Origin of the sequence: Acinetobacter sp. ANC 4216 (assembly GCF_004331195.1) — a bacterium.
Classification (GTDB): domain Bacteria; phylum Pseudomonadota; class Gammaproteobacteria; order Pseudomonadales; family Moraxellaceae; genus Acinetobacter; species Acinetobacter kookii.
Genome location: NZ_SJOC01000010.1, coordinates 32,529 through 46,600 on the forward strand (window position 1 = coordinate 32,529; position 14,072 = coordinate 46,600).

General features: G+C 41.7%; 15 protein-coding genes. 6 read left to right on the forward strand and 9 right to left on the reverse strand.

Translation table 11 applies throughout. The annotated features are described in order from the left end of the window. Window positions 1-151 precede the first annotated feature (151 nt). The 3 genes from E0H88_RS09435 (at window position 152) to E0H88_RS09445 (ending at window position 2,214) form a co-directional block, all read left to right on the forward strand. Window positions 152-568, forward strand: coding sequence for an internalin (locus E0H88_RS09435; RefSeq protein ID WP_131273979.1), 417 nt, complete (start codon window positions 152-154; stop codon window positions 566-568). Window positions 569-1,111: 543 nt separating this feature from the next. Continuing rightward, complete coding sequence (locus E0H88_RS09440) at window positions 1,112-1,588, forward strand: CinA family protein (protein ID WP_131273980.1); 477 nt, start codon at window positions 1,112-1,114, stop codon at window positions 1,586-1,588. 2 nt (window positions 1,589-1,590) lie between these two features. Continuing rightward, on the forward strand, window positions 1,591-2,214 hold the full coding sequence (locus E0H88_RS09445) for an aminotransferase (protein WP_131273981.1): 624 nt from the start codon (window positions 1,591-1,593) through the stop codon (window positions 2,212-2,214). 33 nt (window positions 2,215-2,247) lie between these two features. Here the strand turns inward: E0H88_RS09445 and prpC are convergent, their stop codons facing one another. Continuing rightward, a complete protein-coding gene (prpC, locus tag E0H88_RS09450) occupies window positions 2,248-3,384 on the reverse strand; it encodes a bifunctional 2-methylcitrate synthase/citrate synthase (RefSeq protein WP_092819461.1) in 1,137 nt (378 codons plus the stop codon). Window positions 3,385-3,421: 37 nt separating this feature from the next. Further along, the gene (gene prpB / locus E0H88_RS09455) at window positions 3,422-4,297 is read right to left on the reverse strand and encodes a methylisocitrate lyase (RefSeq protein ID WP_092819460.1); all 876 of its coding nucleotides are present in this window, start codon (window positions 4,295-4,297) and stop codon (window positions 3,422-3,424) included. Between the two features lie 246 nt (window positions 4,298-4,543). On the opposite strand from prpB, the gene E0H88_RS09460 reads away from it, so the two are divergent. The 3 genes from E0H88_RS09460 to E0H88_RS09470 all read left to right on the forward strand — a co-directional run bounded on the left by E0H88_RS09460 (window position 4,544) and on the right by E0H88_RS09470 (window position 6,797). Next, window positions 4,544-5,194, forward strand: coding sequence for a TetR/AcrR family transcriptional regulator (locus tag E0H88_RS09460; protein ID WP_131273982.1), 651 nt, complete (start codon window positions 4,544-4,546; stop codon window positions 5,192-5,194). A 111-nt stretch (window positions 5,195-5,305) separates the two neighbouring features. After that, window positions 5,306-6,226 carry an ornithine carbamoyltransferase gene (argF, locus tag E0H88_RS09465; protein WP_092819458.1) on the forward strand — a complete coding sequence of 307 codons (921 nt, stop codon included), beginning with the start codon at window positions 5,306-5,308 and terminating at the stop codon, window positions 6,224-6,226. Window positions 6,227-6,326: 100 nt separating this feature from the next. Then, window positions 6,327-6,797, forward strand: a complete 471-nt coding sequence (locus E0H88_RS09470; protein ID WP_252152010.1) for a hypothetical protein — start codon at window positions 6,327-6,329, stop codon at window positions 6,795-6,797. 25 nt (window positions 6,798-6,822) lie between these two features. On the opposite strand, the gene E0H88_RS09475 is transcribed toward E0H88_RS09470, so the two are convergent. From E0H88_RS09475 to rpiA, 7 genes are all read right to left on the reverse strand, one after another. Then, a complete protein-coding gene (locus E0H88_RS09475; RefSeq protein ID WP_131273983.1) occupies window positions 6,823-7,176 on the reverse strand; it encodes a YnfA family protein in 354 nt (117 codons plus the stop codon). 104 nt (window positions 7,177-7,280) lie between these two features. Beyond that, window positions 7,281-9,557, reverse strand: a complete 2,277-nt coding sequence (gene clpA / locus E0H88_RS09480; RefSeq protein WP_131273984.1) for an ATP-dependent Clp protease ATP-binding subunit ClpA — start codon at window positions 9,555-9,557, stop codon at window positions 7,281-7,283. A gap of 9 nt (window positions 9,558-9,566) precedes the next feature. After that, on the reverse strand, window positions 9,567-9,989 hold the full coding sequence (gene clpS, locus E0H88_RS09485) for an ATP-dependent Clp protease adapter ClpS (protein WP_131273985.1): 423 nt from the start codon (window positions 9,987-9,989) through the stop codon (window positions 9,567-9,569). An 18-nt stretch (window positions 9,990-10,007) separates the two neighbouring features. Beyond that, window positions 10,008-10,769, reverse strand: a complete 762-nt coding sequence (locus E0H88_RS09490; protein WP_171458683.1) for a DUF6776 family protein — start codon at window positions 10,767-10,769, stop codon at window positions 10,008-10,010. A gap of 72 nt (window positions 10,770-10,841) precedes the next feature. Continuing rightward, window positions 10,842-11,897, reverse strand: coding sequence for an N-acetyl-gamma-glutamyl-phosphate reductase (argC, locus tag E0H88_RS09495; protein WP_171458681.1), 1,056 nt, complete (start codon window positions 11,895-11,897; stop codon window positions 10,842-10,844). 688 nt (window positions 11,898-12,585) lie between these two features. Beyond that, the gene (locus E0H88_RS09500) at window positions 12,586-13,260 is read right to left on the reverse strand and encodes a M48 family metallopeptidase (protein WP_131273988.1); all 675 of its coding nucleotides are present in this window, start codon (window positions 13,258-13,260) and stop codon (window positions 12,586-12,588) included. Window positions 13,261-13,366: 106 nt separating this feature from the next. Then, window positions 13,367-14,038 carry a ribose-5-phosphate isomerase RpiA gene (gene rpiA, locus E0H88_RS09505; protein ID WP_092819451.1) on the reverse strand — a complete coding sequence of 224 codons (672 nt, stop codon included), beginning with the start codon at window positions 14,036-14,038 and terminating at the stop codon, window positions 13,367-13,369. Window positions 14,039-14,072: the final 34 nt, after the last annotated feature.

Genomic DNA, 14,072 nt, shown 5'->3' on the forward strand with positions numbered 1-14,072 from the left:
AAAGTCATTCCGCATCAATTCATAGAACAATAAACAATTGGTTATTCTATCAGCATTTCCGATAAAAAATTAGGGTAAGCTGATAGGATTTTTAAATTCGTATTTGCTGTTATAATGGCGACATCCAATTAATGCTTTATTTTGTGCGATTATGAATAACAAACTTTTACTTTGTGGTGCTATTGCAGCAAGTTTACTTTTAACAGCCTGTGTAAAAAAAGAAAGCCCTGAAGATGAGCAAGAGCAGGTTGAAACAACCGAGCAAACCGAGCAAGTGAATCAGCCTGCACAAGCTGTACCTTTGGAAGCTGTTGAAGATAATGAAACCCAGGTTCCAGCACAAGTAGAAGTTGAACGTGAAGAAACGCCAAATACGACGACAACCATTCGTCGTGAAGTGCGTGAAGCCCCTCAACCAACTGCGGCTGAAACGGCTAAACCTGAAGCACCAAAAGCTGAACCAAAACCTGCTTCAGAAGCCCCGGCCAAATCAAATAATGAAGCTCAGACTGAGGATGATGCTGTTGCTGCTGCAATTGCTGCTGCAACACCTGCGTTGGATCAATAAATTCAGTCAGTTTCAAAGACCCGTCTTTATGACGGGTTTTTTATTGTGGTTTGTTTACCAGAGATCGAAAATAATTTATAGATTCTAAATAAACTTTTTATTTAAAAACAATCGAGATAAAGTAAACTTCTTTCATAAATCATTTTAGAAACTAAAAATTGTTGGTAAAGCTGAAATTAAATTAGATTTTAGTCGATATCAGCTTCATGAGTGTGGCATGGATGCCACACGTTTCCCATCACGACAAGGAAGTCGTGTATGGGAAACAAAAGGTTTTTGTCTACTTTTGACCTTTCAAAAGTAGAGAGATTGCCTACGAGAAGGTAAAAGAATTAAATCAGTTAAATGAGGCCGTGCTGATTTAAAATATCTTATATTGAACATTTTTTGATTTATGAAAAACATCTAGTGAAGCACAAAGAATACTGATTTAAAAACAAACCCAAAAATGAAAAATTGGTTTCTGTCTTTAATCCTATGTAAGTGAAGTAACCCAAAGATAAAAAAGCAGAACAAATAGCATTTATGTTGAGAGATAAACCCATGCTAAAACAATGTTGTGATTTGCTCGAAACACATCAGTTAAAAATTGCTTTTATCGAAAGTGCCAGCTCGGGCTATCTTTCCAGTCAGTTTTCTATTTGCAAAAACAGTGGCGCCGAGATTTTACTGGGTGGACTGGTCAGTTATGACCCCTCAATCAAGATTGATATCCTGCATATTGATGCTGAACTGATAGAAAAATATACCGCGGAATCTGCTGAAGTCACAGAAGCAATGGCAAGGCAAGGAAAAAATCTGTTTACTCAAGCCGATATTATTGTGGCTTGCACGGGTTTACTCAAACCTGGCGGTAGCGCAACACAAAGTAAACCGGAAGGCACATTTTTCACCTCAATTTTATATTTAAATAAAATCCACAATTTTCAATATTTTATTGAGGGTACACCATTAAAACGCCTTGAGGTTTTAACTCAATATATTGCAGATGAAGTCACCCAACTCATTCAGGGAATTTAAGCATGTTTAACAATAAAACTTTCGCATTGAGTCTGATACTGCTGCCCTGCACCTGTTTTGCAACCGTAGGCGGACCTCAAAATATTCAAGTGTTGGGCTATGAAAGCAAAGAGCAAAAAGTCTATCTACTTAAACATTATCTGGATGGTCGTGGTCGCCTGCCGCAGCTTTATTATTATCAGTTTAAAAACACCAAATACCCGGAAAAGCTAATTCAGGTAAATTCGCTGTATATCAATCCTAAAACCAGGAAAATTGATTATGACCAAGACAGTCGGCAGTTCGATAAGGAAATAGCAAAAATCAAAAAACGGCTTAACCCTCTTGCACCACTTCCTCAATCGGGCATCAAAATTCAGGTGTTAAAGAAAATCACCTCTAAAGAGAAATCCTGGTATGACCCGAAACAATATATTCCGAAATATACTTATACATACCAACTCAGCAGTCAAAACCTGAAAAGCCAGATCCATCAGGCAATCATTTATCGCTACGGATTAAGTATATCCCAAGCCTACAAGATTCCCCAACAACAGAAGATTCTAGCGGTGGTTAAATACCTGGGCATTCCTTTTGAAACAGGTTACACCATTGAAGATCCGGTTTTACTGACTGCAAAAAAATAAAGCCTCCGAAGAGGCTTTATTCATGCTTTTATCTTAAGCTGCGGTACGCTCTGCAATTGGAACCACTTTACGCAGTTCAGGACCAGTGTAATCCGCGCTTGGACGGATAATACGGTTGTCTGCACGCTGTTCCATCACATGTGCTGCCCAGCCTGTTACGCGGCTCATCACAAAGATTGGCGTGAACAGTTTGGTTGCAATCCCCATGAAGTGGTAAGCAGAGGCATGGAAGAAGTCTGCATTACAGAACAGTTTCTTCTCGCGCCACATCACCTCTTCACAGCGTACTGATACTGGATAAAGTACGGTATCACCGACATCTTTAGCCAGACGCTCAGACCAGATTTTGATGATGCCATTACGCGGGTCATTATCTTTATAGATTGCATGACCAAAGCCCATGATCTTTTCTTTACGCTCCAGCTTGCCCAGCATTTCGCGTTCGGCTTCTTCTGGAGAGGTCCAGTTTTCAATCATTTCCATCGCTGCTTCATTGGCACCGCCATGTAATGGGCCACGAAGTGAACCAATAGCACCAGTAATACATGAGTGCATATCAGATAAAGTAGATGCACACACGCGCGCAGTAAATGTAGACGCGTTGAATTCATGCTCTGCATAAAGAATAAGCGACACATTCATTACCTGTTCATGCAACTCATTCGGTTTTTCACCACGAAGTAAATGCAGGAATTGTGCACCAATTGAATCATCATCAGTATTTTCTTCAATGCGCACGCCATCATGGCTATAACGATACCAATAGCAGATGATTGCAGGTAAAGTCGCCAAAATACGGTCGGCAACATCTTGCTGCTCATCAAAAGATTTTTCAGTTTCCAAGTTGCCTAGCATGGACACACCGGTACGCATCACATCCATCGGATGCGAATCTGCCGGAATGCGTTCCAACACTTCTTTCAACGCTTGTGGAAGCTGACGTAAAGATTTCAATTTGGCCTTATAAGCCGCAAGTTGTTCAGTCGTTGGCAATTCACCAAAGAAGATAAGATAAGCCACTTCTTCAAATTGGCAATTTTCCGCCAGATCCTGCACATCATAACCACGATAGGTTAAGCCTGCGCCACTCTTACCAACAGTAGAAAGTGCGGTTTTACCTGCAACCTGTCCACGTAATCCTGCACCTGTCAGTACTTTTCCTTCAGCCATTTTTAATTCTCCATTTTGAATTATTTATTTAAAAAACTTATTTAAACAGTTTATCTAAAGTGTTCTCAAACGTATGATAATCAAGAAACTCGTAAAGCTCTTTACGCTGTTGCATCTTGTCCAGTACATTCACTTGCGTACCGTTTTCACGGATAGAACGCATCACTTCCAGTGCCGCTTTCTGCATTGCACGTGTCGCAGACAGTGGATACAGCACCATACGAATGCCTTGCTCACCCAATTCGTCTACAGTGTAATAAGGCGTATCACCAAATTCGGTAATATTTGCCAATACCGGCACGCCTACTGCATCGCAGACAGTTTTATACATGGTAATGTCAGTCATCGCTTCAGCAAAGATTGCATCCGCACCCGCTTCAACACATGCACATGCACGGTCAATCACCGCTTGTAAACCTTCTTTTTGCAAGGCATCGGTACGCGCCATCACCACAAAGTTCGAATCGGTTTTGGCATCAACTGCCGCCTTAATACGGTCGACCATTTCCTGCTGTGACACGATTTCCTTGTTTGGACGGTGACCACAACGCTTTTGTGCAACCTGATCTTCAATGTGAACTGCTGCTGCACCAGCCGCAATCATCTGTTTAATGGTACGGGCAATGTTAAATGCACCACCCCATCCTGTATCAATATCTACAAGTAGAGGCGTGTCGACACGTTCAGTAATACGACGCACATCTTCCAGAACATTGTCCAAACTGGTCATACCCAGGTCAGGCAGGCCATAAGAATAGTTGGCAACTCCTGCGCCCGATACATAAATGGCTTTATAACCTACTTCTTTCGCCATCATGGCTGCATAGGCATTCACTGTGCCGATAATTTGTAATGGCTTTTCAACTTCCAGTGCTTGTCTAAATCTTAAGCCTGCAGACATTTGTTGTGTCATCTTCCTTTCCACAGTTTCACTTTATTTATCGAAGTTTGAGTATATCCATAAACCCCTGTTTGGCCATGACTCTTTAGAATTTTTACTCTATAACTTTAGTCAAATATTCAGCAAAACTATAGTAATATTTCGTTTCTTCATAATTGTTTCAAAATAAGACAACGCCTTTATTTCAAGAAATGTGTGCATATTTTTGCTATGATTGCAATTGATTTCATTTTTTAATTATTGAAGCCAATACGCCCTATGCAAGAACTCGCTCAATTAGAACCACTCGCTCGTGATACACCGCAAACAAAACGTGGTCATGAACGATGTCTGGCGCTTTTACTCAGTGCCAATGAGCTATTTTTGAAACATGGTTATGATGCTGTGTCTCTGGATGATATTGTCAATCATGCAGGCGGTTCCAAAGCGTCAATCTACAAATTTTTCGGCAATAAAGAAGGCCTATTCACCGCGATTTGCGATTATCGTCGGGAACAGTTTTTTAAAGACATTTGCATCCCGTTTGAACACGGCAAAGATGATCTTCGTGCCTATTTAATTCAAACCCTGATGAATGTTAAACAGCACTTGATGCTTCCAGAGAATGCTGCCTTCCTTCGCTTAATCATTGAACAGACACAGCGCAGCCCACAACTCGCCCTCTACATTCACGAACAGGGTCCAAAGCATATTCAAATTGCTATAGCCAATGCGCTATCCAAAGCGGATGAAATCGGGATGATTCAATGTAAACAACCGATTTATTCTGCTCAACTGTATTTTGGCATTATCCGTAATATTGAATGGTGCGTGCTCATGGGTGTTCCAATCGGTGAAAATGATCAAGAAACCATCAATTACATCACTTATTGTGTAGATCGCTTCCTGGAAGGTCATCAACCTCATTAGATTTTTTGCAATTTGTCTCGCATATAGTATATTAGCCGATTCCGTATTTTTTCTTAACCAACCAGCAACTAATTGCTGATGATTTTTTCAGCGGTTATTGTGGAGTAAATGATGGCTCTCCGTCACTTTCTGACTTTACGTGATTTATCGACTTTAGAACTTAACCAGATTTTGCAACGCGGGATTGAACTCAAGCGTAAGCAGCATAACAATGAAGTTTTCCAACCTTTCGTTGGTAAAGTCATGGGTATGATTTTTGAAAAATCCAGTACTCGTACACGTGTTTCGTTTGAAGCTGGCATGAGTCAATTCGGTGGTAGCGCAATTTTCCTTTCTTCACGCGACTCCCAACTTGGTCGCGGTGAGCCAGTTGAAGATTCGGCACGCGTGATATCGAGCATGCTGGATATCGTGATGATCCGTACTTTTGGCCATGACATCGTTGAGCGTTTTGCTTCTTATTCAAAAGTACCTGTAATCAATGCATTAACAGATGATCACCATCCTTGCCAATTACTGGCTGACATGCAAACTTACCTCGAACACCGTGGTTCAATTGAAGGTAAAACCGTTGCCTGGATTGGTGATGGCAATAACATGTGTAATTCTTATATTGAAGCAGCGCACATGTGGGGCTTTAAACTCAAAATTGCAGCGCCTAAAGGCTATGAGCCGCAAGAAAAATTCCTGACTGAATTTGCGCATTGTGTCGAACTTGTCGATTCGGCTGAAGATGCAGCGGTAAATGCCGACCTGATCGTGACCGATGTCTGGGCGAGCATGGGCCAGGAAGAAGAGCAAAAAATCCGTGAAAAAGCCTTTGCTGATTATCAGGTCAATGAGCGTTTAATGGATCTTGCACACCCGGATTGCCTGTTCATGCACTGCTTACCCGCTCACCGCGGCGAAGAAATTTCAGAAAACATGCTCGACCACAAAAATGCCGTGGTTTGGGATGAAGCTGAAAACCGCCTGCATGCACAAAAAGCGCTGGTTGAATTCTTGTTAAACGAGAATTTAAAACAAGATTAAATTTTCGACCTAAAGTTTTCTAAAAAAGTACCTTCGGGTGCTTTTTTTATGCCTATAAATTGTTTAATTTAGACCATAAACATTTTAAGTGATGATGATCATGCCATTTAAAACAATATTTTTTTGTTTCAGCACTTTTCTCATATTCAATACCGCACATGCACAAGCCACCGAACTTGATCAATATTTTGTTAAAAAGCAGATTCTGGATTCATCTTATAAAATTAAAGACCGCAAAGCCCTAAATGAAATTTTAGATGTGATCAGCGATGAAGATTCGCGCACCCTGCCTTTCCAGATCGATCAGAATATGCTGATGGAAAAGTACCAAATGAGCGCGAATGAAGTAAAGATTGAAGGCATTATCACCACGCCTGATTTTGCCCAGTTTGCTCAGGATGTGGGCGATAAGGAAGTCAAAAAACTACTGAGAAAAAATATCCTGCAAAACTGCAGCCTGTTGTTTGAAAATGAATTTCAGCGTGTCAATCCCTATCATGTTGAATTAAAGCTGTCATCTGAAAGCAAGAACTATGACTTTAAAATTAAAAATAGTGAATGTTCTTTTTAAGAGAGTATCTTGATACGTTAGTTGACTAACGTATCAAACCTTGCGGCTGTAAAATAATAAGCATTGCACCCAGTATGACCACCAATCCTCCTAGCATATCCCAACGTGTCAGAGTGACATGATCAACAAAACGTAGCCACATTAAAGCGGTAAAAATATAAATGCCGCCATAGGCTGCATAAATTCGCCCCGAGGCAGCAGGATGCAAGGTCAGCAACCAGACGAATACCGCCAAGGCCAAAGCGGTAGGCAACCATAACCACTGGGATTTTGCTTGATTCAGAATCAGATAAGGGAAGTAACAGCCTAAAATCTCCATCACAGCAGTGACTAAAAATAATAGACATGTAGTAATAACCTTATTCAGTTGAATATCCATAATTTTAAATTTTCAGTTTTTCTATTTTCAGGAAAGGATCAGAATGCGAGCAAGTAAAATAAAATAACCCGTGCGAACACGGGTTATTTTATTCATTGGCTTGATTAAGCAGGTTCCGCGGTTTGATCTTCAAACACTTCCAGTTTAAGACCGACCGCTTTACCATTTTCTTTCTTCACAGAAACCGCAACATTACCGCCATGTTCTGCTAATTCACCAAAGAGAATCATTTCAGCAAGCGGTTTTTTCAGATGTTCCTGAATCAGGCGCTGCATTGGACGAGCACCCATCAAACGATCATAGCCATTTTCAGCCATCCATTCACGTGCACTCTTATCCACTTCAAGAATGACTTTTTTATCATCCAGCTGTGCCTGAAGTTCAGTCAGGAATTTATCCACGACATTTTCAATAATTGTGGTTGGCAATGCCTTGAATTGGATCACCCCATCCAGACGGTTACGGAATTCTGGAGAGAATGCGCGTTTCATCGCTTCCTGATTGTCATTGCTGTTGTCTTGCTCTCTAAAACCGATGCTGACACGTGAAATGCTCTCCGCACCGATATTAGTGGTGAGTACCAGAATCACATTACGGAAATCTGACTTGCGACCATTATTATCTGTTAACGAGCCATGATCCATAATTTGCAACAATAAGTTAAATACATCCGGATGAGCTTTTTCAATTTCATCCAGCAGCAATACACAATGTGGACTCTTATGAATCGCATCGGTCAGCAAACCACCCTGATCGAAACCCACATATCCCGGAGGCGCACCAATTAAACGTGAAACTGCATGACGCTCCATATATTCCGACATATCGAAACGGACCAGCTCTACGCCCAACAATTTTGCCAATTGCTTGGTTACTTCAGTTTTACCTACCCCGGTTGGACCTGCAAAAACAAAGCTACCGACAGGTTTATCCGGTGATTTCAGGCCGGCACGTGATAATTTAATCGCTGAGGACAATGCCTCAATCGCTTCATCCTGACCAAACACCACACGTTTAAGATCACGCTCAAGGTTGGAAAGCACCGTTTTATCATCTTTGGATACGGTTTTCGGTGGAATACGCGCAATCTTGGAGATGATATCTTCAATGTTTTCAACCGTAATCAACGTATCATCTTGCTCAGCTTTCAAACGGCGTTGAGCCCCTGCCTCGTCAATCACATCAATTGCTTTGTCTGGCAAGAAACGGTCATTAATAAACTTGGCTGATAACTCCACTGCAGAAACCAAAGCTTTATCTTCATACTGCACGTGATGAAAATCTTCAAACTTGGATTTTAAGCCTCGCAAGATATCAATGGTTTCTGGAATAGAAGGTTCATTGACATCAATTTTCTGGAAACGGCGAGACAGTGCATGATCTTTTTCAAACACCTGACGGTATTCCTGAAAAGTGGTTGAACCGATGCAACGCAAAGTTCCATTCGATAATGCCGGTTTAATTAAATTTGATGCATCCATGGTGCTGCCCATACTTGAGCCAGCGCCAATAATCATGTGAATTTCATCAATAAAGAGCACGGCTTCCGGTTTCTTTTTCAACGCATTCAGCAGTTGTTTCAGGCGCTTCTCAAAGTCACCGCGATATTTGGTTCCTGCAACCAGTGCACCAATGTCCAGACTATATACTTCTGCATTGGCCAGTGGCTTAGGTGCTTTACCGTTAACGATCAGCCAAGCCAGGCCCTCTGCAATCGAAGTTTTACCTACACCCGGATCACCGACCAGCAAGGGATTATTTTTACGGCGACGGCATAAAATTTGTGCCGTACGTTCGATTTCTTTTTCGCGCCCGATCAAAGGATCGGTTTTGCCTTTTTGCGCTTCCACATTCAAATTGGTGGTATACAAATCGAGTGGACCGGCATTGGAAGAGTTTGAGGTTTCCCCATCCAGCTCTTCCACTTCCTCTTCAGCCTGTACGTCTTCTTTACGTGTACCATGCGATAAATATTGAGTTAATGTTAAACGGTTAATTTGATGACGTTTAAGCAAGTAAACCGCAAAAGAATCACGTTCAGAATACATCGCAACAAGAATGTCTGCACCTTCAACCGTACGATCACCACCACTGGATTGCACATGGAAAATTGCACGTTGCAGAATACGGTCAAAACTTTCCGTCGGATGTGGCGCCTGATCGCTATGTTCGCCTAATTTAGGGGTGTGTTGCTCAACATATTCTTCCAGTTCTTTACGAAGAACGATAATGTCCGCTCCACATGCTTTCAGCGCATTTACCGCAGAGTCATTATCCAGTAAAGCCAACAATAAATGTTCAACCGTGAGAAACTCATGTCTCTTTTGACGAGCCATGCTGACAGCCAAACGTAAGGATACTTCTAATTGACGACTGAGCATGTAATCCCCTTAATCTTTTGGCTCAATCTGGCAAAGTAATGGATGACCTTGAGACCGAGCATAATTATTGACTTGGTTCGCTTTCGTTTCCGCAATGTCTCGTGGATAAACGCCTGCAACACCTTTCCCTTCATAATGTACAGTTAGCATTACTTGGGTCGCTTGGTCAAGATTCAAAGCAAAGTATTGTTGTAAAATTTCAATTACAAAGTCCATAGGGGTGTAATCGTCATTCATTAAGACGACAGCATACAAGGGTGGAAGTTTTAATTCAGGGGGAGCGGTTTGTACCGCAATATCCCCGTCAGTCCCTTCTGAATCATCCTGCGAGTCATTACTTAAGCGTGGACTAATATGCCAGTCGACATATCCTGATTGATGAAAAGAATTCTTGATGGTGTTTAAACAATGATGACGCTTATTCATTCGCATAGGATTTTTAATTCACATTTATTGTGCATTTGCTTCTGCTTGAGGAATTTCAGAAATAAATGCAGATTGACTCTCTATCGGTTTGCCACGACCCCAACTAAAACGTTTAATCACTGGTGTACTTGTTGCACCGCTTAAACGCACTTCAATGAATTGTGGCGCAAAGCCTTTAGGCATGGTCCAGCGTCCGGTTAAGCGTTCATAATCTTCAAAGTTAAAGTTTTTGTCTTCCATAGGAACCACTAAAACTTCAGTGCCTTGAATCAAGCGTAACTCTACAGTTCCGGAAATCCCCCGTCGATTCGGACTGACTTGAACCAGATCCAGCTCGTATTCATAAGCATTTTCCGGTAAGGGCTTAATGCCGATATTTTGTATGGTCAGGCTTAAACCGCCACGCTGGCGTAACACTTCCCGGTAGATTGCAGCCAAACCTTCAGACTGGGCCTTGTCTTCACGAGCCTGATTCAAAGCAACAAACAAATCATTTGAATTGCTGACTGCAACATCACGTTCCTGTACAGCCAGATTCAAATTCTTGTTCAGTGTTTGCAAACTGCTCTTTTGCTTTTGTACCACTTCGACCAGCTGTTCTGCATCTGCTTCATAGCCCACTGCAGTCAAACCTTGCCGATGCCCAACCGAATAACCCAGTAAACCACTGCCTGCCACCAGAATGGCAGCACCAATTGCCAACGGCAAATTCCCTTTTAAAAAAGGTTTTTTACTCAGGAAAGACAGCTGTGACGGAGTATTTGATTCAGTATTCGGCATCGTCATCTCTAATTTTGATTCATTCAAAGCACACATTTAAATCCAAATCCAAATGTGTGTGAAGTCGAAAAACGTTTTTTATGGTAATAAACCAATTCCAGCAAGACCTGCATTTTCCGCAAAGCCAAACATCAGGTTCATATTTTGTACCGCCTGTCCTGCCGCACCTTTCACCAGATTGTCCTGTACAGATAGCACAATCAGTTTTTTCGGTTGCGGTTTATACAAGGCAATTCGGAGCTGGTTCGCACCACGCACCGAACGTGTTTCTGGCGAGCTGTTGGCAGGCATTACATCTACAAACTGTTCATTGGCATAAAACTGTTCATACAGGCTTTGCAAGTCCGCAGCATCCCCTGCATCTGTCAAATCAACATAGATCGTGCTGAGCATGCCACGGATCATCGGCACCAAATGCGGTACAAAAACGATGTGATCGAACACGCCCTTTTGACCGGAAATATTTTCCAGTGCTTCTACAATTTCAGGATGATGACGGTGACCTGCAACGCCATAGGCCTTAAAGTTATCGGCATTTTCAGAATAAATCATGCCCAGGCTGGCTTTACGACCTGCACCCGACACCCCGGATTTCGCATCAATAATAATGCTTTCCGGTTTCACCAATGCTTCAGTTTGTTTAAATAATGGTGCAAGACCCAGTTGCACAGTGGTTGGATAGCAACCCGGATTACCAATCACCTTGGCATTTTTAATTTTGTCACGGTTCAGTTCTGACAGACCGTAAACGGAATCTTTTAAAATATCTGGGCAGGCATGCTCAAGACCATACCATTTTTCAAATTGTGCCAAGTCCTGTAAGCGGAAATCTGCCGCCAAGTCGATGACTTTAGTATTGGCTGCCACCAATTCTGCCGCATGTTTCATGGCTACACCATGTGGTGTTGCAAAGAAAACCACATCGCATTTTTTTAGCTCATCAATGTTCAAATCTGAATATTGAAGGTCGGTATGACCACGCAAACTTGGGAACATGTCATCTACACGGCGACCATTTTCGGTACGTGATGTCAGTACATTTACCTGTACATTTGGGTGTCGTAGTAAAAGACGCAACAATTCAACGCCTGTATAACCTGTACCACCGACAATACCAACAGTAATCACGATCACTACCTCAAATCAAAAGTTTCCATTTCGTAACTGCGTAGTATGACAGGAAGTTCACGTTTTCTAAACCATTTCTCAAAGGATTGATGTTTTTTTATAAGTTTTAAACCTGTTTCTCAGCCCTATTTTCAGTTTATGAATTAGCTGTTTCCAGCTTCGGCAACCCAGATAGACAGCAGAAAAAATCCCGCTAAAGCCAAGAATATAATCGCATCACTACTAGTCGATAACCCTATTACAGCAAGTACTATTCCCTTGAGCGCTAGAATTTAGGAACAGGTTTTTTTCCATACTCTAAAACAGTGTAATAACAAATAGAATGCTCCAATAAAGTGGGATAGAGAATGCTCAGTATAAAAAATCAACTAGAAGAATAATGCTGGAATACACATCAAAAAACCAGCTGACTTAACGCCACTCTATTCCACTTTATTTTAAGCAAAATTCTAATTTTTATGGTTTATTTTAACTGAAACTACAGTTATGGAATATTTGATATACTTAGGCTATTTACTGCGTAAAATAATAAAAAATACTCAACTGCAGTTTTTATCCAAACGTTGATAAATTCTTAAAGACTCTATATTCGCCATTCAGAACAGTTTAGGAATGCAAAATCATCTATTTATATCAGTCTGACAAATATGACCCGAGTAATTTTTAAGTGATGCTGGATATCCGCCGAATTCTTTTAAGTGCACCACCAATACGGCATTGGTGTCGTTTTTAAAATTTTGCGATGTTGCTGATAATTGGCATCATGTTTTCCCACCTCTGCCCAAAACCTTGGACTATGGTCAAAATACCGGGTATGCGCCAGCTCATGCACACAGACATAACGGATCACCTTTTCAGGAAACAACACCAACCCACTATTCAACATAATGTCATGTTTGGCCGAGCAACTCCCCCAGCGCGTTTTTGGTTGGAGGATCGAACATTTTCCAAAATTCAGCTGACATTCCTGGCTGGTTTGCTCTAAGTAAATGGGTAAATGCTGCTTGGCATAAGCAATCACGAAAGCTTTTAAATATTGTTCAGGCTGACGGTCACTAATGAATAGCTGTAAATTCTGAGCATCGAAAATAAATGACTGTTTTTGAACTTGATAAACAAGCTGTAAAGGCTGATCTAAATTAAAAAGCTTTAGTTCATTCGGCAATATCTGTTGCTGTATATGCTGTGCTTGCTGTTGCCAGGTTTTCAGCAACCATTCTTCAGCCTGATCCAGAAAGTTTTGAATTTTTCGCTGGCTGCACAGTAACGGTACAGTTAAACGAATTTGGGCCGAGTCGACACGCAAGCGCAAACGTTTCGCTCGCGCATGACGGACAACCTGGATTTCAGGTAGATCGCTTAGGGTCATTTGTTTTTTTAATCTCCCCCAACCCCTCTTTTTCAAAGAGGGGCTTTTAAAAGTCCCCCTTTAGCAAAGGGGGATTTAGGGGGATTCTATCTATTGAATTAATGGATTAAACCGCAGTACGCTCTTCAATGCCGTTGTCTGTGGCAACTACAGCAATATCGGCTTTATTCAACGCAAAAATACCGTTACACACCACACCTGGAATGTTGTTAATGGTTTTTTCAAGTTCAAGTGCATTCAAGATATTCAGGTTATGTACATCTAAAATCACGTTACCGTTATCTGTCACTACACCTTCACGGTAAACCGGGTCACCACCGAGTGAAACAATTTTACGGGCTACCGCAGAACGCGCCATTGGAATGACTTCTACAGGAAGCGGGAAATCACGGCCCAATTGCTCAACCCATTTTGAATCATCCACGATACAGACAAATTTCTTTGCAATCGATGCCACGATTTTTTCACGGGTCAGTGCAGCGCCGCCGCCTTTAATCATATGCATGTGACGGTCAATTTCGTCAGCGCCATCTACATAGGCATCCAGACCACCTACAGAGTTCATGTCGACCACTTCAATGCCCAATTTTTTCAGACGCTCGGCAGTCGCTTCAGAACTTGCAACCGCAGCTTCCAGTTGCAATTCTGGCAATAATTCAATGAGGAAGTTCACTGTACTTCCTGTACCTACCCCCAAAATCCCGCCTTTAGGCAAGTGTTTTAAAGCGGCTTTTGCAGCAGCTTGTTTCTTTTCATCTTGGGTAGCATACAGACTCATAACTTGGCTCAACTATTTTTTGACATTTGTTGCT